Genomic DNA, 20,159 nt, shown 5'->3' on the forward strand with positions numbered 1-20,159 from the left:
CAATCGGCCCTGTGCTCGAACAGGAAATCGCAAGTCTCCCCTGCGAATGGTGCGGCGACCAGTCCCATGTCATTCGCGCAGAGGTGTTGACCCGCCAAGCCTGCGACTATCGACAAGAGCGTCCCGCGACGAGCGCCACGACCGCAGATCCTGGCCGCCGTGAGGGCTGCAGGCCGCTGCCGTCGTTTGGCCGATCAGGCGCAATCAGGGCGCGACAGGGATCATCACTTCGTTGCGCCGCAAGAACCAGGGGGTCCACGGGGGATCATACTGGGCCAGCGACGCCGGGCCGACAGCGCGGAGGTGGTGTGTTCCAGTAATCTTTTCGAGCTCGGAGGTTTTGGCGGCCACATCGTCCTTCCGCGCCAGGCCAGAGAATCGGAGAACCGCAAAGCGGGCGGGCGCAAGAACGCGCAGGTGCACCTTAGGGTCGTTAGGTTCGGGAAGCGTCGCTAAGGAATAGGCGCTCGGCATCGTGAAGCGCACGACCCATTCGTTTGCACTCTGGGTCTGGGTGACCGGCGCGGTCATGGCGATCTTCTCGCTCATCGACGACTGGGCCACCGGCGCCGTCATGGCGATGCTCTGGCGGCGTTTGTTGCCACCAAATATATAGCCGGCGAGCAGGCGAAAGCCTTTGCCGGCCGCTTCCTTCTGGTCCCCGCCGACGGTCACCTCAGCAACCACCAGGGCCGGATAGTCGCGGACTTCGAAAGCGCCCTCGCGGAGGACGCCCTTAAAGGGTGGTTCTTCGACGGCCATCGCAACGGTTCCGATGAGGGTGACGCCCAGTACTGCGCCCAATACTCTCCGTCTCATAATCATCCTACTCTCTTGCGACCCGTCAGCACGCCGCCGGCTCTTTGGTGGCGTGCTCCGGTGCGGTGTACGGCGGCCGATTGCGATTGAGTCGAAGGCCATGCGACAAGTTCTCGCGGGTGCAATTCAAGCCGCCAGAGCCCGCATCCGACGAGTTCTATTCGTGCTCCCCGTCGGGCCTACGTGCCGATTGAAATGCAAACAACGCTGGCTTCTTTTCTGCGGCTGTGTAGGTCGCAACAGTTATGGCCGCAGCTGCTATTAGAGCTATGTGTCCAATCATACTTACAGCGAAGAACGTATAGCTACCAATAGCAATAGAAAAGGCAGAAACCCACATCCAAGCCAGAATCTGCAGTATCATATGTCTAGTGGGCACGTCCGGGATATGACGCAGCGGGCTGACATTATGGTCGAATACGTAACTCCAAATGTGAACTACAAACTTTTTCATGAGACTTTTCCTTCTGATTGTTGCGGTCTTGCTTTTGCTGTTGAGAATATCTGTCTAATCGGCTCGGTTGCATCCCACTTGAGCGATCCTTCCATCTTCACAAGCCCGCCACGCCGTAACTGCGGGCCCGATGGCGGCTAGCGCTCGCAGCACCTGGACGCCGGGCTTCGGTCGTAGGCCGGCGCAGGCGCCGCCGGCCCAGATCTCTACGGTACTGGGCACGAGGGCGCGCAGTTCAGAGAGGCCAGCTACCGCCTGAGTCACCGGGATCATCGACGAGAACGACAGCGCCAGGATGTCGACCTCGTGCGCCCTGGCGGCAGCAGCAATTTCGGGGATCGGTGTCTGCACGCCCAAGGAAATGCCGAGGCAGCCTTCGAGCGTGAACATCGCCTCGGCCATCAGCAGGCCCAGAGCATGCGGTTCTTGCGGAAAGGTGCTGAATAAAACCCGCGGGCGACGGCGCGGCACGCCTGCGCCCTGGGCTGCATTGATGGCGCTGCGCAGGACGGTCGTGAACTGCTCGGTGAACAGGTGTTCCTGATGGATCTCAAGCTCGCCCCGCGACCACGCGACCCCGACCGCCTCTGCTAACCCAGGCCCGATTTCGGCTGCGAACGCGCCCAAGCCGGCCCGCATGACCATGGCGTTCAAAACCTCCCGCAGCCCGGCCGCGTCATAAGTCTCCAGAAGCTTCAGAACCTGCTGGCCCTCGCCCCCGACGAACTGTGCCGCCTGGGAGTCGATCTGCCGCAGCAGGGCGAAAAGGTCCTCGTCCGGGCGGCCGACCACTCTCCCGGGACGATGGCCCGCAGCCACCAAACGGCGGAGCAGGCGGAGGGTGGCCACCTGATCGGCTGGGTACAGCCGTTCGTCATTGTGGTCCCTCAACGGTTTGGGGAAACCGTAGCGTCGCTCCCAGACGCGCAGCGTGTCTTTGGGCAAGCCGCAGTCGCGCTCGACCGCCGCGATGCTCATCAGGCGCGAGTTGTCGGATACATCTACATTTGTCATGGACAACTATCAGTTATTTTCTGGACAATCAGGCTTCAAGGCGTATTTGTCCAGGACAAATACGCGGAGCCCGCCATGAACATGATCACCACCGCGCTGATGCCAGATGTGCAGTCCAGCGAGGATTCTCGAAACATCGTCATACAGCGGGTGGGCGTGAAATCGGTTACCTATCCGATGCTCATCGCCACGCACGACGGCGTCCAGCCTTCGGTTGCGGTCATCGACATGTACGTGTCCCTGCCGGCCCACGCCAAGGGAACCCACATGTCGCGGTTCCTGGAGGTGCTGGAGGATTTCAAGGCGCCCCTTTCCGCGGAAACCCTATCAAGCCTGATGGCGACCATGCTGACGCGCCTCGGCGCCGAGAGCGGCGTCATCGAGATGCGGATGCCCTACTTTGTCCGCAAGACCGCGCCCGTTTCGGGGATCAAGAGCTTGCTCGACCACCAGCTGACGCTCCGCGCCGAACATGCCAATGGCCAGCTGTCGATCACTCAGCAAATCCTGACCCCAGTCACCAGCCTCTGTCCGTGCTCGAAAGAGATCTCGCTCTACGGCGCCCACAACCAGCGCTCGCACATCACCATTGCCGCGACGCTGGCGCAGGGCGCCGTGTTGCCGTTGCAGGACCTCATCGATATCGCTGAGGCGAGCGCGTCCTGCCAGCTCTGGGGGCTTCTGAAGCGACCAGACGAAAAGTATGTGACCGAGCGCGCTTACGAGAACCCGAAGTTCGTGGAAGATCTCGTGCGCGATATCGCTGTGTCGCTGTCCGCCGATCCCCGCGTGGCCCGCTATGAGGTCTCCTCGGAAAACTTCGAGTCCATTCACAATCACTCAGCGTTCGCATGGCTGTCAGGCCCCCAGTAGCCGTCGCGGACGCGCGTTCGCTGACCGTCTGGTACGATGGCGACTGCCCGATCTGCAGGGCGGAGATCGGGCTGATGAGTCAGCTTGATCGCGCCTCGGCGATCGAGTTCGTCGATCTCAGCCTACCAAGTGCGTGTCCGAACGATCGCGTGGCGCGGTTGGCGCGGCTGCACGCCCAGCCTCGCGGCGGGCCGGTGGTCGCCGGGGCGGCGGCCTTCGTGGCCATGTGGAGTGTCCTGCCGGCCCTACGCCCGCTCGCCGTGCTGGCCTCGCCGCCGCCGGTCCTTTGGCTCCTGGAACGAGCCTACGGCCTCTTTCTGAGATTGCGCCCGGGATTGCAGACGATCTTGCGATGGGGCCTGGCGCGGCGGGCGAGGAAGCTATGACAGGGCGAACGGGACATACGCCGCGCGGCGTCCTGGCCTACGGCGTTCTGGGGATCATTCCCTTCTGGTCGCTGGCCGTCGCGAGCGTACTGGCGCCGAAATGGGTGGACGTCGCTGCGGCGATCGAAGCCGTCTATGCCGCCCTGATCCTTTCATTCCTGGGCGGGGCGCGATGGGGGCTGGCGGTGCGGGACGCCGCGCCCGATCCCATCGTCGTGGGGCTGGCCATGACGCCGACCCTGGCGGGGCTCGCGGCCCTGGTTTTCCTCCCTGACGCAGCCCGCCTTCAGTTGACCGTGCTAACCGCCGCCTTGGCCCTGAACTGGGCCTGGGACGTCAGCGCCAAGGGATTGCCGCCTTGGTACGCCCGGCTCAGGACCGGTCTCACGATCGGCGCCGTCGGCGGGCTGTGCGTCGGGGTCCTGCAGGTTCCGCAGTGACCAGCGAGGGGAACGGCGACATCGCGGTGGTGATCGGAGCAGGCGGCGGCATCGGTCGAGCCCTCCTCGAGGCGCTTCGGCGCGATGCGCGATACGGGCATGTGGTTGGCCTGTCACGTCAGCGCCCGTCGGATCTGATCGATGACGCGGATCAGACCTGGATCGAAGCCGATATACTGGAGGCGCCGAGCCTTTTGGCGGCAGCGCGGCGGGTGGCGGCCCTGGGGATGCCAACCCGCGTCATCGTGGCCACCGGCGCGCTGCACGGTCCAGGCTTTGGCCCGGAGAAGTCCCTTCGGACCCTGAACTCGGACACACTGGGTCGGCAGTTCCAGATCAACGCAATCGGCCCGGCGCTCGTCGCGCAGCATTTCCTGCCCTTGATGCCGCGTGACCGCGCCAGCGCATTTGCATCCTTGTCGGCGCGGGTGGGCAGCATCGCCGACAATGCGGCGGGCGGCTGGTACGGCTACCGGGCCTCGAAGGCCGCGCTCAACATGATCATCCGCACGGCTGCGATCGAGCACGCACGCACCCATCCGCTTGGTGTTTGCGTGGCGATCCATCCGGGTACGGTGGCGACGCCGCTCAGCCGGCCGTTCATCGGGCAGACCCCGCCGGCCCGGCTTTTCACGCCGCAGGTCGCGGCAGGCCACATCCTGCGTGTCCTTGACGGATTAAGCCCCGAGGCGACCGGTGGGTTCTACGCCTGGGACGGCGCGGCGATCCCTTGGTGAGTCACCTTCTTCACACCAGATCGGCCGCCCTGACGTGAATCTCGCCGTGCCCGCCGCGCAGCGAACGCCGCACGACCTCTGCTGACGCTCGTCGGAGGCAACGCGATCTTCGCGGCGGCCCCGTTCGCTGTCAAACCCCCGGCCCCCGAGCACTGAGGAGTTTGACAGGGAACGGGGCCCTAGTGACCTGGCCCCGCTGGTGGCCCGCCTGGACGAAATGGAGGCCGCTGACGCTGCGTTCCGCGAGGCGACGCAAGCCCGCCGGGCCCATTACCTTGAGCCTGCGGTGTTTGCGCAGAGATATGCCGCCCAGGCGCCTAGATCCCGGCGCCTGGAAAAGTCCCATAAGAACGACAGTTCCACTGTACAGGATAGGGACGCGCCTTCGCCGCGAAGTTCCTCCTTCGCGCGTCCGGCTACGCCTCCCGCGCACGGCAAACGCAACGGATCCTCGGGCCAACCCCACAGCAACGGAACGTCCAGCGCCATTTGCTCTCCGGAGGGAGCAAGCGGCTTGGGCGGCGCTCAACCTGCACCCTCTGCGGCGGCCGAAATGGTGCGCCAGGAGCTCTTATGAGGCTGCCGGTCAGCAACGACACGCTGCTGCGGGTAGTCCGCCGGCGCGGCTCTCCAGCGCCCACGCCGCCCACAGTGGTTGGCATCAACGACTGGGTCTGGCGACGCAACCATCGCTACGGGACGATCATCGGTGATCTGGAACGGAGGCGGCCCATCAGCCTGCTTCCAGACCGCGAGCCGCGCCAGGGCTCAGGCTTGGCTGAGCCAGCAACCGCAAATCGCCATCGTCGCTCGCGATCGGGGCGGCGCCTACGCTTTGGCGGCCGCCAAAGCGGTTCCGCATGCGGTCCAGGTCGCCGACCGCTGGCACTTGATGGAGAACGCCAGCCGCGCCTTCCTCGACGCGGTGCGCAAGTCGATGCGCCAGATCCGCAGCGCCATTGGCGCCATGACCATCAACCCAGCCCTACTCAGCGCCAGATGTACGGCCGGGGGAAGCTAGATCTCCTACAGGCCCGGCTGATTGGCCATGCCACCTGATCGCGTCACCAAATGTGCGTCAGAGCCTTTTTTCCACGCCGCTGCACAGTGAGAAGACGTTGAGGCTTGTTCGGGTCGGGCATGCTGTACCCCTACTGCTCGCCGCGTTTCTACTGGCGACTTATCTCCCGGCTTTCACGTCAAACGCCGAGGCCAACTCTTCGCTGAAGGCTTCTGCACAACGGCGGCCTGTCGCCTGTAGACGGTCAGGACCGAGAGGTCGGGCTCGCGCGGACATCCCAGATCAATTTTACGTCGTTGACGCGGGCAAAGGGGTCTCGAATCAGTGTTTTAACGGAAGGCCCTGGGCCAAAATGCTGAAGATCCAGCATCACCGCCGTGGTCCGGCGCGGTGGTGGTCGGCTCCGGTGGGACTAGGCGGCCCATGGCGATGTCTCCAGCGTGTCAGGGGATGGGACCGAACAGCTCGTCCAGCAGGTCGGCGAAGAAGGCGATCCGCGCCTCATGGAGGACTTTGGCCCCTGCGGGGTCTTCGTGGGCTACGACTTCCATCTCGGCGCCGAGGGGCCCAAGCTCATCGAGGTCAATACCAATGCCGGGGGGGGGCCTTCCTCAACGCCATGCTGGCGCGTGCGCAGAGGGCCTGCTGCCGCGAGGCGGACGACGCGATGCGTGGGCGCGTCCAGATGAATTCGACGCGATCGTCTGGAAGATGTTCCTGGCGGAGTGGCGGGCGCAAGGTCGCGTGGGACAGCCGCGAACAGTCGCCATCGTCGATGATCGGCTGCGGGAGCAATATCTGCTTCCCGAGTTTCTGCTGGCGCAACGCTTCTTCGAGCGCAACGGCCTCAAGGCCTGGGTGGTCAATCCGGAGCAACTGCGCTTCGTCGAGGGCCGATTGGAGTTCGAGGACCAGGCGGTCGATCTTGTCTACAATCGCCTGGTGGACTTCGCCCTGAGCGAAAGCGGCCATGAGCCGTTGCGAGAGGCCTATATGGCTGGCGCGGTTGTGCTCACGCCCAACCCTCGCAATCACGCGCTCCTGGCCGACAAGCGCAACCTGACCCTGCTCTGCGACCCGGGCGCGGCGAGCCGATGGGCGATCACATCCAGCCAGCGGCAGAGCCTGGCGGCCGTGCCCGCCACCGTCATGGTCACCGCGGATAATGCGGACCAGCTCTGGGCGGCGCGCAAGCGCTACTTCTTCAAGCCGGCGGCGGGCCATGGGGGCAAGGCGGTCTATCGTGGCGACAAGATCACCCGAGGCGTTTGGCAGGACATCCGGCAAGGCGGCTACATCGCCCAGGCGTTCGCCGCGCCCCGCGAACGGCGGACCAGGGTCGACGGCGAGATCCAGTCGCTGAAGCTGGACATGCGCCTCTACACCTATGCTGGTTCACCGCTTCTGATGGCCGCCCGCGTCTACCAGGGACAGACCACCAACTTCAGGACGCCGGGGGGCGGCTTCGCGCCGGTTTTCGTCATCTGAATGGGGAGCCGCAAGTTGTCTCCACGGCGATCGTCCTGAACACAAGCTGCGGCGCGTGGCGGGCCTTGGATGCGGGTCTAGGCGATTGAACGGCCTGGCTTGGCTTGGCTTGGCTTGGATCAAATCCCCATCTCTGCCGTTGCGGCAGATACCCCGCGAAGGCGTCTCGCCCAGTCTCCACTGCGCATATGGGCGCGCGTCGCCCGCTTTCCGCGACGCGGCGGGCGCCGTTCCGGTCTGTTTCGAGGCGGCCGCCGTGATCACCGTGCTGGTGCTCCTGGGGCAGGTCCTCGAACTGTGGGTCCGCGAACGAACCAGCGGGGCGATCAAGGCCCTGCTCAACTTGGCTCCCAAGACCGCGCGGCGCCTCCGCGAGGACGGGACCGACGAGGAGGTCACGCTCGACCTTGTCCTCGTAGCCGACCGGCTGCGGGTCCGACCAGGCGAGAGGGCGCCGGTGGACGGCGAGATCGTCGAAGGCCGCATGTCGATCGACGAGTCCCTGGTGACGGGCGAGTCCATGCCGGTCACCAAGCAGCCAGGGGGCAAGGTCATCGCCGGCTCGATCAACAAGACCGGCTCCTTCGTGATGCGGGCCGAGAAGGTGGGCGCCGACACCTTGCTCTCACGCATTGTGCAGATGGTCGCCGACGCGCAACGCAGCCGCGCTCCGATCCAGCGGATGGCCGATCAGGTCTCCGGCTGGTTCGTGCCCGCTGTCATCGCCGTGGCGGCCGGCCTCGCGGTAAGCCAAGCGACGCTTCGCGCAAGGTCTGTGTTTCGGAAGGGCTTACTGAGAAGAGGCAGCTCCGGCGATACGCCGGAGTGCTCCGCAAAACCAGAAACAAGCAGGATCGGGACTTCCGGAAGAGCGACCTTCACGGCGGCGGCCATTTCCACGCCCGTCATTCCGGGCATCAAATGGTCGGTGACAATCAGGCTGGGCCGAAGGCCGGCCTCGATCATGGCCAAGGCGGTTTCAGCCGAACTAGCCTCTTGGACGGCCCAGCCCATGTCCGTCAGCATCTCAGCTGTTATTGCCCGCACCGACTCTTCGTCATCCACCAGGAGAACTGTGCCCTTAGGGCCTTCGGTCAAAAACGATGTCTCAGGATCCCCTGTCGTCGGGCGAACCGCCTCTTCACTTTGCGGAAGCCAAAGCTCTACGGTGGTGCCGACGCCAAGGCCGCTTTGTATGGTCAGGCTCCCGCCCAATTGTTCCGCGAGGCCATGCACCATTGAGAGCCCAAGCCCGGTGCCCTTGCCGACGCCCTTCGTCGAGAAGAAGGGCTCGATGGCTCGTGCCAGAGTGGCCTGATCCATTCCCACGCCAGTATCGGCTATGGAGACGATGACATAGCGGCCAGGCTCGAGGTCGGCGCGGTCGCCGCGCTTGATGGTTGCGCTCCGGGCCATCAGCCGCAGCGTCCCATTGTCCTCCATCGCATCGCGCGCGTTGACAGCGAGATTCAACAGAGCCATTTCCAGCTGGTTGGCGTCGGCCAACGCTGGCGGCAGCCGGTCCTCTAGCTCGACCACCACCTTGATATGGGGGCCGATCGTGCTGGCGACCAAATCCGCCATGCCAGCCACCAATTCGCTCACATCAAGGGTTGTCGATTGCAGGGGCTGGCGCCGTGCGAAGGCGAGCAAGCGCTGCACCAGGGTCTTGGCGCGCTCGGCCGACTGGATCGCCATGGAAACCAAGCGCTGTTCGCGCTCGCCCCTGGCGCCCTTGCGTTCGAGCATGTCCAACGCCCCAAGGATCGGGGTGAGCAGGTTGTTGAAGTCGTGCGCCACGCCGCCAGTCAGCTGGCCCATGGCCTCCATCTTCTGGACCTGACGCAACTGGGTTTCGGCGAACCTCAGGCGCTTTTGCTCGCGAACGCGATCGGTCACATCGTAGGCAAATTGGTACGCCCCGATCTGCTCACCGGAGGCGTCGCGCAACACGTTGTACTTCATCTCATAGGACCTGCGGCCACGCGTGGCGTCGCCGAATTCCCCGACTTCCGTGAACTCTTCCCCTCCTAGGGCCCGCGCCCAGACCGAGCGGACCTCGGCCTGGTGGTCGGGCTGGGGCGCCAGGAGATCGAGCATCGAAAGGCCAGCCTTGGGTCGCACCCCATAAATCCGTTCGAACTCATCAGCGGCGGCCCGGTTGACGGCCATCCAGAGGAACTCCAAGTCAACAACCTGCACGAAGGCGTCTGTGCCCTCCACAATATCAGCCAGGAGCCTGCGTTCGGCGAGCGCGGCCGCGACGCGCTTTTCCAAGGTAATGGCCAAGTCTCTGAGTTCGGTTTCAGCCGCTCGCTGGGCCGTGATATCGGTGTGGACACCGACCCATTCAACAATGGAGCCGTCCGAGCCGAAGGTCGGGACCGCGCGAATCGAGAAGGTGCGCCAAGCGCCGTCGGCGCGGCGCAGTCTGTGCTCAAACAAGAACGGCTTGCGCTCGCGGACGGCCTCTTCCCACGCATCGACGGTAGGCTGAGCATCCTCCGGGTGCACGGCTGCGGCCCAACCATAGCCTTGGTATTCGTCTCGAGACTGTCCGGTGAGCCCCGCCCAGCCCGGCTGCTCTCCTACCATGCGTCCCTCGGGATCGTTGGTCCAAATCAGGCCTTCGACCGCCGCGACCGCGGCCTCGAACCGCCCATGGCTCGTCCTGAGGGCGGCTTCGGCGCCGACCCTTTGAATATGAGCCCACGAGCGCTGGGTGACTTCGCCGATCAGCGCCAGGTCGTCCTCGGTCCATGAGCGCGGGGCCGCGTCATGGATCGCCATCAAGGCTGTCAGCCGACCGTCCTTGACGAGGGGCATGCAGATTGTGGCGGCGATCCCAATCGCCTGGAAGGTCGCGGCCTCTTCGGGGGCAAGCTCGGCCAGATTATCCATGACGATCAGCGGCCGGCCAGCGCCAAGGTTGGCCACCGCCAGCTTCCCGAAGTCAGCAAGCCTGTAGTGGCCAACAATGGTCTGCGAACCTGGCGCCGCCCAATCGCCTCGGACCGTAAAGCCGTCCTGATCGGCGTCCATGTCAGCATAGGCGCAGTTCGAACCGCCCATATATTCGCCGACCATCCGCGTGGTGATGGCCAGGATCGCGTCGGCATTGTCGAGGGTTGAGAGGGCCCTGTTGAGGGTGTCGAGGAAGCGGAGGCGGGCTTCGCTTCGTCGCAGTTCGGGCGCGTCGTCCGTGACGTCGCGGCCAACGGTATAGAAGGTTTGGCTGCCGGACTGCGGATCGGGCACGGCGGACCATGAGAACGCCATGGCTTGGCCGTCCGACCTCAGCAGCCTGATGCGAAATTGATGGACGGGCTCCCCCTTTTGCAAGGCCCCAACGACCTGGGCCGCGAAGGGGAGGTCATCAGGATGGATGATTTCAGAAAACGGCCTCGCAAGGAGGTCTTCTTCAGACCTCCCGAGGTGGTGCGACCAGGCCGGGTTGATACGTCGCAAAAAGCCGTCGTATGTCGCCACCGCTAGGAGATCGCGGCTCATCTCAAAAAGCTGCTCGCGTTCTTCCTCAATGCTTGCCAATGGCTTTGGGTCCTCGTGGATTTGAGCAGGGGTCTCTGCCCAGACGCCCAAGAGCCCGGTGACGCCGCCACGTTCGCCGCGAACAGGCGTGATGTCGAAGTGCGCATCGACCCGGCCTCGCACGTCCAGGCCGAGGGTCGAGGCCGTGATAAGCGCTGGAGCGCCGGTGAACACGCGCTCGAATACGGGCTGCAACGGCGACCCTGCATAGGGCCAACGCTGTTCGTCCGCCAGACCTGGGGGGTCTGCTTCGGGTCCGACGAGGGCGTTAAACGCATCGTTGTAAAGCCAGATCCGGTCCTTGCCCCAGCCGACGAACATGGGCTGTTTCGAGTTTAGCATGAGCTCGACAAGAGCCTTCAAGACGGGTGGCCACTCCGCTGGTGCGCCAAGCGATGTGGACGTCCAGTCGAAAACACGCAGGCGCCGGCGCATATCACCCTCGCCGTCGAGGAAGGCCCGGTCTGGCTCCAGCACGGCGAGCTCCCGTTCGCTCATCTGGAAATCTTCCCCGGCGCAGGTCCAGCAAAATAGGCTCTGGCCAGGTTGAAAGCGATGCGGGACCGGGTCGTTCCACTGAGGGCGATGATCGGCCAGCTCCGTTGGGTCCGACACGCGTCGCCTGACATCATTGACAAGGCACACCTTGCGAGAGAGTGCGCGCTGCTCGCGAACGCCTTCACGGCTTGGCTCGGGTGTCCAGGACATCCCGAACACGGGCCGCCATCTGCTCAAACGTGAACGGCTTGCCGATCAATTCTACCCCGGCAACCGGGAAGCTGGACCCGTCGAGCCTGAAGAACAGCTCGCCCGAGACCTCGGCCGGCTTGCCGGTGCTCGCCCCGTGATAGCTGTTCAGGGCATTGCTTTCAGCATCGGCGCGCAAGGCGGCGATTGGCCGGCCGATATACTCGTCCGCAGTATATCCGAGCAGATCCAGTTCCGCCTGGTTCGCCCGCAGTACCAGGCCATCGCTCCCAACCAGATGAAGCCCGATCGAGCCGTTATCAAAGAAATCTTCGAGAGCAGCCGCAAATTCGTCGGTCGAACCCAATGTGGCGCGGTTGGGCTCAATAGCCATCGGGGGCCTCACACTGGACGCGTCGTGGCCGACGCAACAAGTTTCAGTTAGGTCCCCCGACCTTGCATGTTTTCTACTCCGGGCTCGCTGGGCAGGTCGAGCGTGAATTAGGGGATAGGTCGCGGGAGGGGGAGCTTGCACGTCGTGATCTCTCGCGCCTGGGTCCTGCGGCGCGTAGCGTCTTACCGGCGCCTGTCGCTCTTTCTGACGATGTGTGAGAGCGCCTCGACCGAATACGGCTTCTGCAACAGGGGAAAGCCCTTTTCCTTACTGTCGGATAGAGCCTCGCTATAACCGGAGGTCAGGATAATCGCCTTTTGCGGCTAATGCTCTAGCGGCGGTAGACACCAACGACGCAGTGACGCGCGAAGCGTTTGGCTGTTTTCCGAATGGCTCGGCGTCGTCGCAGGCGACCTGTCGCTGACAGCCGGCGCAAGGAGCGGCATCTACATCTTCAATCCGATGATCCTGAGTTGGGGCGAGCACTTCAACAAGCACCGCTGCCGTTCATGTTTCGAGGCGAAAGGTCGAATGGCGGGCTATGTGGCAGACATTCCGCTCTTCCTTGTCACTGAACGGAACTGCGGCCTGCTGGGTCTGTCGACCCTCTTTGAGGCCGGCGCTGGTGGTTGTAGATCGCTCTAAGCGTTCGCATCGCGCCGTTGGCGGTTGCAGGACCGTTCTCGACCGAAAGCTTGTCGCGGCCTTCCGGGGAAAGTGGAAAATCAGTCTCAATGTGGGTGCGCCAGAACATGCTACCCAACACGACGATTTTCAGCAAATCACATTTGGTGATACGGGGTTATCGTAGCCAAGCGTCAGGTGTTGTATATACTGGAAAGGCGCCAGTCTATTATACGAATCTGAGAGTCAGACGTTCGGATCGTTCCAGGCGCGCCATTTTATTCTTCACGATATTCCGATGTCGGTCCTCCTGGGGCCGTATTTGCCGCGCGAGCGATGGCGTCGCTTCGCCCCCGTCAGACGGTTAGCTTCCGCGCTTTCACCTTCACCCGCAGCACGCGGTGGTTGGAGGACATGTAGAGGTGGCCGTCGGCGGCCAGCTCGCAGTTGGAGATGACATCGTCGGCGCGGATGATCCCGAGGCGGCGCCCTGCGGACGTGAAGATCGAGATGCCGTCCTGGCCCGAGGCCCAGAGATTGCCGCGGCTATCGACCTTCAGGCCATCGCCGCCCGCTATGCCTGTGGCGGCGCGGTCGACGAAGGACCGGCGCCCGGTCGCGCCGCCCTTGGCGTCGAGGTCCCAGGCCACCCAACCCGATTTGCGGTCGCTGCCATAGAGCGTGCCCCCGTCGGGCGACAGGCCTATGCCATTCGGCTCGATCGTCTTGTCGATCAGGGTCAGGGCGTTGTCAGGACCCAGGCGGTAGACGCCCGAATAGTCGGTCTGGCGGTAGGGCGAGGCCCAGTCGCCGTTCAGGCCCCAAGGCGGGTCGGTGAAATAGATCGCGCCGTCGCGGGCCAGGACCAGGTCGTTGGGACTGTTGAGACGCTTGCCCTCGAAACTGGCGGCCAGGACAGTCTTCTTCTGGGTCTTCAAGTCGATGAACGAGACGCAGCGGTTGCCGCTGTCGCCGATCACCAAGCCGCCGCGCGCCAGGATCAGGCCGTTGGAGCCCGCCTCGCGCAGGCTGCCGGTCTCGGGTCCGGCATAGCCCGACGGCGACAGCCACACCGCGCCGCCGCCCTTGCCGCCCCCCTGGCCGCCCCCCTGGCCGCCCCTAGGGGGCGACCAGCGCAGGATCCGGTTGGCCGGCACATCGGAGATCAGCAGGAAGCCGTCCTTACCGCCGACCCAGACCGGGCCCTCGCTCCAGGTGAAGCCGTCCAGCACCTGCTCGACCGGCGCATCCGCGTCGATCAGGGCGTCCAGGGCGGGGTCCAGGCGTTCGACCTTGCCGACCACGGGATAGGTGGCGGCGTGGGCGAAGGCGGGCGTGGCGGCAAAACCGGTCAGGGCGAGACCAGCGAGCGCGCGACGGCGGCTCAGGGCGAGGGGCGGGTGCTGGGTCACGGATCGGTTCCTCCGGCGAACGCGCGTCGCCTTCAGACCCTGCATATCGAGGGAGGCGCGCGAATGTCCATCGTTGTCATCGCGTGATCGGGTTGGGCCGCGATCCGATCCTAGCTGAGCGTGCGCCACACCTGGCCGGCGTGCTCGTCGAGGCCCGGCGCCTTGGGGTCCGGACGTCCGGGTTCCTGGCGAAACAGCAGCGGCGTGCCGACCACGGCGTTTCCCGCCGCATCGCGCCAGATCATCCCGCGCGCCGCCACTGCGGGGTCGGCGAAAGCCTCCTTCAGGGTGCGGACCGGGGCGAAACAGATGTCGCGCCCTTCAAACCAAGCTTCCCATTCGGCCTGGGTCCTGGTGATGAAGGTCTCGCGAAAGAACACCCGCAGGGGCTCCTGGCCGGGACCGGGCGGCTGGCGGGCATGGTCCAAGAGGTCCGACCGCCCCAGCGCCTCGAGCAGGGTGGCGGCGAACTTCACCTCCGACCCTCCCAGCACGATCCAGCGGCCATCGCGGCATTCATACAGGTTGAACATCGCCGCCCCGCCCCAGGAGCGCTCGGCCTTGGGGACGTTGGCGCGGTCTTGGGCGAACACCGGGCCGGTGGCGTTGGGCGTCCAGGCCATCAGACTGTCGAGCATGGCGACGTCGAGATGGTCGCCCAGACCCGTCTGGGTCCGGCGATAGAGCGCCATCAACACGCCGGACAGGGCGGTCAGCGAGGCCAGGGCGTCGGCGGCCATCAGGCCGGGCATGGCGGGCTTGCCGTCCTGGCCCTCGTTCAGCGCCACGAGCCCGGCCAGGGCCTCGACGGCCAGGTCGTGGGCGGGCCGGTCGCGATAGGGGCCGGTCTGGCCAAAGGCGCTGATCGAGCAATAGACAATCCCCGGATTGACCGCCTTGACCGCCTCGTAGCCGACCCCCAGGCGATCGACCACGCCGGGCCGAAAGGCCTCGACCAGAACGTCGGCTTCCTTGGCCAGGGTCCAGAACGCGGCCTGGCCTTGAGCGGATTTCAGGTCCAGCTGCACCGAGCGCTTGCCGCGATGGGTGTTGCGAAACCACACGGTCTGGCCGTTTGTCGACAGGCCGATGTGCCGGCTGGGCTCGCCTTCGCCGACCGGCTCGATCTTGATCACGTCGGCCCCGTGGTCGGCCATCATCAGGGTCAGCATCGGACCGGGCAGGAAAAGGGAAAGGTCGAGCACCTTGACGCCGTCGAGCTTCATCGGTCGTCACCCCGCAGCAGACCGTTGTGCTCGCCCATGGCCGGGGCGCGGGCGGCGGGCATGCGCTGGCCATCGACCTTGATCGGGCAGGCCAGCATGTGCAGGCCCTGGGGCCTAGCCGGATGGTCGATGTGGTCGCGCATGGCCACCTCGGCCACGAAGGGGTTATCCAGGGCGTCAGCCAGGTCGGCGATCGGAGCGAACGGCACGCGGCCGCCCAGATAGGTCATCCAGTCGGCGCCCGTCCGCGTCTCCATGATCGCGTCGAGGATCGGGGTCAGGGCGTCGAGATGGGCGCGGCGCGCTGGCATGTCGAGGAAGCGCGGATCGGTCTTCAGGTCCGGCCGCTCGACCAGATCGCACCAGACCTCCCAGAACCGCTGCGTCTGGCACATCAACATGCCCCAGCCGTCCTGGGTCTTGACCCGCTGGGACGGGCTGATCGATGGATGGGCGCCGCGCGGCGGCCGTCCGACGACATGGCCCTCGTTCATCGCCCACACCGCCGGATAGGAGGTCTGGTGCAGGGCCACGTCGAACAGCGACACGTCGACGTCGCAGCCGATGCCGCTGGCCCGCGCCCCGAGGATGGCCGAAACGATCCCCAGGGCGAACACCGAGCCGGTCATGAAATCGACCATCGACAGGCCAAACCGCACCGGCGGTCCGTCCGGCTCGCCGGTCATCGTCATGAACCCGGCTTCGGCCTGCATCAGATAGTCGTAGCCCGGCCAGGCCTCGCGACTATTGCCCCGTCCGTAGGCGGACAGATGGGCGCAGACGATCGCGGGCTTGATCGTCTTCAGGCTGTCAAAGGTGATCTTCAGCTTGTCCGGCTGGTCGCCGCGCAGGTTGTTGACCACCGCGTCGGCGCCGGCCACCAGGCGCTCGAAGTCGGCGCGGCCCTCCGGCGTCTTGATCTCCAGCGCCACCGACTGCTTGCCGCGCGAGAAGGTCTGGAAGAACTGGCTGTCGCCGTCGCCCAGGAAGTAGGGACCCAGGCCCCGGCTGATGTCGCCGCCCAGGGACGGGGCCTCGATCTTGATCACCTGGGCGCCCAGCTCGCACAGCAGCTGGGTGCCATAGGGCCCGGCGGCGTACTGCTCGACCGCCACGATGCGCACGCCGTCCAGGGGTCTGTTCATGCGCTCCGCCTCTGCTTGAGGCGATGATGCGACGGCCCGCCGGTCGCGCCTAGGGCGACGTGAGGGAAGGCTGCTTGTTTCCGCGCGGCGATGGACGTAGCAAGCCGCTCGACAACGCCGCCGTCGGAGATCCCATGACCGTCGTCCTGCAGACCGCCCGCGCTCGCGTCGAGATACTGCCTGGCCTGGGCGGCGCCTTGGGGCGTTTCACCTGGGACGACCGCGACGTGACGCGACCCACGCCCGCCGGGACGACCGAGGTTCTGGACGCGGGGTGTTTCCCGCTCGTCCCCTATTGCAACCGCATTCCGAACGGCTGCTTCAGTTTCGCCGGCCATGAGGTGTCGCTGTCGCCGAACCTGGGGGACCATCCGCACGCCCTGCACGGTCAAGGTTGGCGCGCGCCCTGGACGGTGGAGTCTGCGAGTGATGTGGAAGCTGTCTTGGTCTTCGAACACGCCCTCGGTGAATGGCCTTGGGCCTATCGCGCCGAGCAGCGGTTCCATCTCGCTGACGACGGTTTGCGCATCGAGCTGTCGGTGACCAATACCGGCGACGCGGCGATGCCCGCCGGCTTGGGGTTCCATCCGTATTTTCCGGCCCCGGCCGGCGAGCGCTTGAGGGCGGGGGTCACCGGTGTGTGGATGATCGACGAAGACTGCCTGCCCACCACGCTCGTCGAGGGCGCTTGGCGCTCGGATTGGGCGGCCGGCGCCTTGACCGCCGTCGAAAGCCTGATCGACAACTGCTACACAGGCTGGAACGGCGTGGCGACGCTGACGGGTCCCGACGGCGCGACCACCACCGTCACAGCCTCGCCCGAATGCCGTTGGCTCCACGTCTATTCGCCGCCGGGCGCCGACTTCATCTGCGTCGAGCCGGTCGCCAACCGTCCTGACCCGTTCGGGGGCAAGGACAGTGGAATCAGGATCCTGGCGCCGGGCGAGACGATGTCGGTGTGGATGAAATTCGCCTCGGCATGAGCGGTCCTCGATCTCGCGGCACGCGGTCTCGAACATCTAGAGACTTCGTCAATCCACCATGGCTTCCAGGGCCGCGCGGTCGCGTAGCAGCACCTTGCGGGCCGCCGGCAGGGCGATAAGCCCGTCGTGCTGAAACTGGGTCAGGGTTCGCGAGACGGTCTCGATGGTGAGGCCCAGATAGTCGGCCATGTCCTGGCGAGTCATGGGCACATCGAGCAAGGCCTGGGCGCCCGTCCGTTCGGCGAGGTCCAGCAGCAGGGCGGCTACCCGTTCGCAAGCGGCGCGGCGGCCTAGCGTCAGCGCATGGTCCTGGCTGCGGCGCAGGCTGTCGGTGGTCAGTTCCAGGAGCCGGCGCGCGACGTCGCCGCGCTCGGCGGCCAGCGTGTCGAGAGCGGCGCGCGGCATGGCGCGCACCAGGGTTTCGGACAGGGTCTCGGCGCTGGCCCGATAGGTCGGGCCGCTCTCCAGTCCAAAGACGTCGCCAGGGAAGTGGAAGGCCTCGATCTGCCGGCGACCATCGCGCAGGATCCGACAGGTGCGCAAGGACCCCGAGATCAGCTGAAAGACCCGGTCGGCGGACTGGTCCTGGTGGAAGATCGTCTCGTCGCGCCCGTGGCTCAGATGCAGGCCGTCGAGGACAAGGGCCGGCGGTGGGCGGGCAGGCGATAGGGTGGGCGCGTGGATCACGGACAGCATGGCGATCTCCCGATAGCGCCGTCACTGTCTCGCGTCGCGGTCGGGCGGTACAGTCGTGACCGACGCCTAAGGGCGAATACCTAGGACGGCTTACCCCTGCCGCGCCGACAGCGTCATCCGCACCAGCGCGGCCAGGTTGTCGGCGTGCATCTTGGCCATCAGCTTGGCGCGATAGATCTCGACCGTTCGGGGGCTGATCCCCAGGTCGCGGGCGATCACCTTGTTGGGCTGCCCCTCGACCACGCCATCCAGCACCTGGCGCTCGCGTTCGGACAGGGTCTCCAGCCTCTGCAGGACCAGGGTCCTGTCGTCGGAGGCCGCAGTGGAGGCCGGCGTCGGTCCCGCGGCCAGCGCCCGGGTCAGGGCGTCGAGGATCCGCGCCTCGCCGAACGGCTTTTCGATGAAATCGATCACCCCTGCCCGCATGGCCTCCACCGCCAGGGGGATGTCGCCATGGCCGGTGATCATCAGGACGGGCACGCGCGAGCCGCGACTGTTCAGTTCACGGACCAGCTCCAGGCCGGTCATGTCGGGCATGCGCATGTCGGTGATCACGCAGCCGGCGCCATCGAGCGGCAGGGCGTCGAGCAGCGCCAGGGCGGAGGCGTGGCTGACCACGGCGAAGTCGGCGGCCTCCAGCAGGAAGGCCAGGGCCTCGCGGGCGCTCTCGTCGTCATCGACCAGGTGGATCACGGCTTCACTCATTGATCGGGCTTTCATCGTCGTGTCGTGCGTGGTCGTGCTGGGGCGGCAGGGTGAAATGAAACACCGTCCCGCCCTTGGGATTGGCGTCGGCCCAGATGCGCCCGCCGTGCGCCTCGATGATCGAGCGCGAGATCGACAGGCCTACCCCCATGCCCTCGGCCTTGGTGGTCATGAATGGCTGGAACAGGCGCTCGCGGAAATCGTCATTGATGCCCGAACCGGTGTCGGTGACGCTCACCTGGACGGAGTCGCTGTCGAGGCGCTGGCTTGCGATGGTCAGTTCTCGGCGCGGCGAGTCGGCCATGGCGTCGACGGCGTTGCGGATCAGATTGACCAGCACCTGCTGGATCTGGACTCGATCGGCATAGACCGCGTCGGCGGCGGGATCGAGCTTCAGGCGGGTGGTGACCAAGTGCTCGCGGGCGCCAATCAGGGCCAGGGCGGCGGCGTCCTCGACCACCTTCGACAGGCGTTCGGGCGCGCGCTCGCTGGCTCCGCGCCGCACGAATTCGCGCATCCGGTGGATGACGTCGCCGGCCCGCAGGGCCTGGGCCGAGGCCTTGTCGACCGCGTCGCGCACCTTGGCCTGATCCTCGGGCCGGCCCCGGTCGAGCAGGCGGCGCGAACCGGTCAGCAGGTTGGCGATCGCCGACAGCGGCTGGTTCAGTTCGTGCGCGAGGGTCGAGGCCATTTCGCCCATGGCGGTCAGTCGCGAGACATGAACGAGCTCGGTCTGCAGGTCGCGCAGCCTCGTCTCGGTCTGCTGGCGATCCGTCAGGTCGCGGATGAAGCCGGTATAGAAGGGGCTGGAGCCTCGGGTCTCGCCGACCGCCAGCTCCATCGGAAAGGTCGAGCCGTCCTTGCGCTGGCCGACCACGACGCGGCCCGTGCCGATGATCTTGGGTTCACGGCTGCGAGCATAGTTGGCGAGGTAGCCGTCGTGACCCTCCCGGTGCGGTCCAGGCATCAGGCTGCTGACATTGCGTCCTATGGCCTCGGCCGCGCTCCAGCCGAACAGGCGCTCGGCGGCCGGGCTGAACGAGGTCATCAGGCCGGCGGGGTCGATGACGATCACGGCGTCGGGCGCGCTGTCGAGGATCGACTGCAGATGATGGGTCATGGCCGCAGCGCGTCGACGGGCGGCATGGAACCAGCCGCCGCCGATCGACATGCCGACCCCGATCATCACGAACACCAGGCTGGACAGGGCCGTGGCCTGGTCATGCAGGCCGCGCGCCTTCAAGGCCCACACCGCCGCCGCCGCCAGCACGGTGGCGAACAGCCCTGGCGCCAGACCGCCGACTGCGGCGCTGATCAGCACCGCAGGCACGAACAGCAGGAAGGCCGACGACGCATTGAACGCCGGCGGCAGGGCCAACTGCACCAGGCAACAGGCCGCCACCGTGGCCAAGGCCGCCAGATAGGCCCGAGGCCGCAGGTCGCTGTGCAGCGTGCCGGCCGTAACCGTGGTCATCACGTGATAGCGATCTCCGCTCCGCAAGGTCG

18 protein-coding genes and 2 pseudogenes are annotated in these 20,159 nt (G+C 65.7%); 9 read left to right on the forward strand and 11 right to left on the reverse strand.

The features are described 5' to 3' along the window. Positions 1 to 204: 204 nt before the first annotated feature. The 3 genes from ACP7AG_RS07400 to ACP7AG_RS07410 all read right to left on the reverse strand — a co-directional run bounded on the left by ACP7AG_RS07400 (position 205) and on the right by ACP7AG_RS07410 (position 2,287). Complete coding sequence (locus ACP7AG_RS07400; RefSeq protein WP_426030347.1) at positions 205 to 804, reverse strand: SOUL family heme-binding protein; 600 nt, start codon at positions 802 to 804, stop codon at positions 205 to 207. Positions 805 to 976: 172 nt separating this feature from the next. Continuing rightward, entirely contained in the window at positions 977 to 1,273 is a 297-nt protein-coding gene (locus ACP7AG_RS07405) for a hypothetical protein (protein ID WP_426030348.1), read from the reverse strand. A 54-nt stretch (positions 1,274 to 1,327) separates the two neighbouring features. Continuing rightward, positions 1,328 to 2,287 (reverse strand): MerR family transcriptional regulator, encoded by a 960-nt coding sequence (locus ACP7AG_RS07410; protein WP_426030349.1) that lies wholly within the window; start codon positions 2,285 to 2,287, stop codon positions 1,328 to 1,330. A gap of 75 nt (positions 2,288 to 2,362) precedes the next feature. Here ACP7AG_RS07410 and folE2 point away from each other — a divergent pair, with 75 nt between their 5' ends. The 7 genes and pseudogenes from folE2 to ACP7AG_RS07445 all read left to right on the forward strand — a co-directional run. Further along, positions 2,363 to 3,160 carry a GTP cyclohydrolase FolE2 gene (folE2, locus tag ACP7AG_RS07415; RefSeq protein ID WP_426030350.1) on the forward strand — a complete coding sequence of 266 codons (798 nt, stop codon included), beginning with the start codon at positions 2,363 to 2,365 and terminating at the stop codon, positions 3,158 to 3,160. After that, the gene (locus ACP7AG_RS07420) at positions 3,139 to 3,546 is read left to right on the forward strand and encodes a DCC1-like thiol-disulfide oxidoreductase family protein (protein WP_426030351.1); all 408 of its coding nucleotides are present in this window, start codon (positions 3,139 to 3,141) and stop codon (positions 3,544 to 3,546) included. Before folE2 ends, ACP7AG_RS07420 begins: the two co-directional genes overlap by 22 nt. Continuing rightward, complete coding sequence (locus ACP7AG_RS07425; protein ID WP_426011249.1) at positions 3,543 to 3,986, forward strand: DUF3429 domain-containing protein; 444 nt, start codon at positions 3,543 to 3,545, stop codon at positions 3,984 to 3,986. The genes ACP7AG_RS07420 and ACP7AG_RS07425 overlap by 4 nt, the downstream gene beginning before the upstream one ends. Next, the gene (locus ACP7AG_RS07430; RefSeq protein ID WP_426011250.1) at positions 3,983 to 4,723 is read left to right on the forward strand and encodes an SDR family NAD(P)-dependent oxidoreductase; all 741 of its coding nucleotides are present in this window, start codon (positions 3,983 to 3,985) and stop codon (positions 4,721 to 4,723) included. Before ACP7AG_RS07425 ends, ACP7AG_RS07430 begins: the two co-directional genes overlap by 4 nt. Positions 4,724 to 5,266: 543 nt before the next feature. Further along, a pseudogene (locus ACP7AG_RS07435) lies at positions 5,267 to 5,720 on the forward strand (transposase); the annotation flags it as partial. 768 nt (positions 5,721 to 6,488) lie between these two features. Then, positions 6,489 to 7,232 carry a hypothetical protein gene (locus tag ACP7AG_RS07440; RefSeq protein ID WP_426030352.1) on the forward strand — a complete coding sequence of 248 codons (744 nt, stop codon included), beginning with the start codon at positions 6,489 to 6,491 and terminating at the stop codon, positions 7,230 to 7,232. 202 nt (positions 7,233 to 7,434) lie between these two features. Further along, a pseudogene (locus ACP7AG_RS07445) lies at positions 7,435 to 7,968 on the forward strand (HAD-IC family P-type ATPase); the annotation flags it as partial. Here the strand turns inward: ACP7AG_RS07445 and ACP7AG_RS07450 are convergent. Both ACP7AG_RS07450 and ACP7AG_RS07455 read right to left on the reverse strand, forming a co-directional pair. Continuing rightward, on the reverse strand, positions 7,923 to 11,489 hold the full coding sequence (locus ACP7AG_RS07450) for a PAS domain-containing protein (protein ID WP_426030353.1): 3,567 nt from the start codon (positions 11,487 to 11,489) through the stop codon (positions 7,923 to 7,925). The pseudogene ACP7AG_RS07445 and the gene ACP7AG_RS07450 overlap by 46 nt on opposite strands. Then, a complete protein-coding gene (locus ACP7AG_RS07455; protein ID WP_426030354.1) occupies positions 11,461 to 11,862 on the reverse strand; it encodes a PAS domain S-box protein in 402 nt (133 codons plus the stop codon). Before ACP7AG_RS07455 ends, ACP7AG_RS07450 begins: the two co-directional genes overlap by 29 nt. A gap of 420 nt (positions 11,863 to 12,282) precedes the next feature. Here ACP7AG_RS07455 and ACP7AG_RS07460 point away from each other — a divergent pair, with 420 nt between their 5' ends. Next, positions 12,283 to 12,507 (forward strand): glucokinase, encoded by a 225-nt coding sequence (locus ACP7AG_RS07460; RefSeq protein ID WP_426030411.1) that lies wholly within the window; start codon positions 12,283 to 12,285, stop codon positions 12,505 to 12,507. Positions 12,508 to 12,842: 335 nt separating this feature from the next. Here the strand turns inward: ACP7AG_RS07460 and ACP7AG_RS07465 are convergent, their stop codons facing one another. From ACP7AG_RS07465 to ACP7AG_RS07475, 3 genes are all read right to left on the reverse strand, one after another. Continuing rightward, positions 12,843 to 13,898 (reverse strand): SMP-30/gluconolactonase/LRE family protein, encoded by a 1,056-nt coding sequence (locus ACP7AG_RS07465; RefSeq protein WP_426030355.1) that lies wholly within the window; start codon positions 13,896 to 13,898, stop codon positions 12,843 to 12,845. Between the two features lie 110 nt (positions 13,899 to 14,008). Continuing rightward, entirely contained in the window at positions 14,009 to 15,124 is a 1,116-nt protein-coding gene (locus ACP7AG_RS07470; RefSeq protein ID WP_426030356.1) for a CaiB/BaiF CoA transferase family protein, read from the reverse strand. After that, positions 15,121 to 16,269, reverse strand: a complete 1,149-nt coding sequence (locus tag ACP7AG_RS07475) for a CaiB/BaiF CoA transferase family protein (protein ID WP_426030357.1) — start codon at positions 16,267 to 16,269, stop codon at positions 15,121 to 15,123. The genes ACP7AG_RS07470 and ACP7AG_RS07475 overlap by 4 nt, the downstream gene beginning before the upstream one ends. Positions 16,270 to 16,403: 134 nt before the next feature. On the opposite strand from ACP7AG_RS07475, the gene ACP7AG_RS07480 reads away from it, so the two are divergent. Then, complete coding sequence (locus ACP7AG_RS07480; RefSeq protein WP_426030358.1) at positions 16,404 to 17,252, forward strand: aldose 1-epimerase; 849 nt, start codon at positions 16,404 to 16,406, stop codon at positions 17,250 to 17,252. 48 nt (positions 17,253 to 17,300) lie between these two features. Here the strand turns inward: ACP7AG_RS07480 and ACP7AG_RS07485 are convergent, their stop codons facing one another. The 3 genes from ACP7AG_RS07485 to ACP7AG_RS07495 form a co-directional block, all read right to left on the reverse strand. Further along, entirely contained in the window at positions 17,301 to 17,948 is a 648-nt protein-coding gene (locus tag ACP7AG_RS07485) for a helix-turn-helix domain-containing protein (RefSeq protein ID WP_426014262.1), read from the reverse strand. Positions 17,949 to 18,038: 90 nt separating this feature from the next. Next, complete coding sequence (fixJ, locus tag ACP7AG_RS07490) at positions 18,039 to 18,653, reverse strand: response regulator FixJ (RefSeq protein WP_426014264.1); 615 nt, start codon at positions 18,651 to 18,653, stop codon at positions 18,039 to 18,041. Further along, the gene (locus ACP7AG_RS07495) at positions 18,646 to 20,127 is read right to left on the reverse strand and encodes a PAS domain S-box protein (protein ID WP_426030359.1); all 1,482 of its coding nucleotides are present in this window, start codon (positions 20,125 to 20,127) and stop codon (positions 18,646 to 18,648) included. Before ACP7AG_RS07495 ends, fixJ begins: the two co-directional genes overlap by 8 nt. Between the last annotated feature and the right edge of the window lie 32 nt (positions 20,128 to 20,159).

Source organism: Caulobacter sp. DWP3-1-3b2 (assembly GCF_049896325.1).
Lineage (GTDB): Bacteria > Pseudomonadota > Alphaproteobacteria > Caulobacterales > Caulobacteraceae > Caulobacter.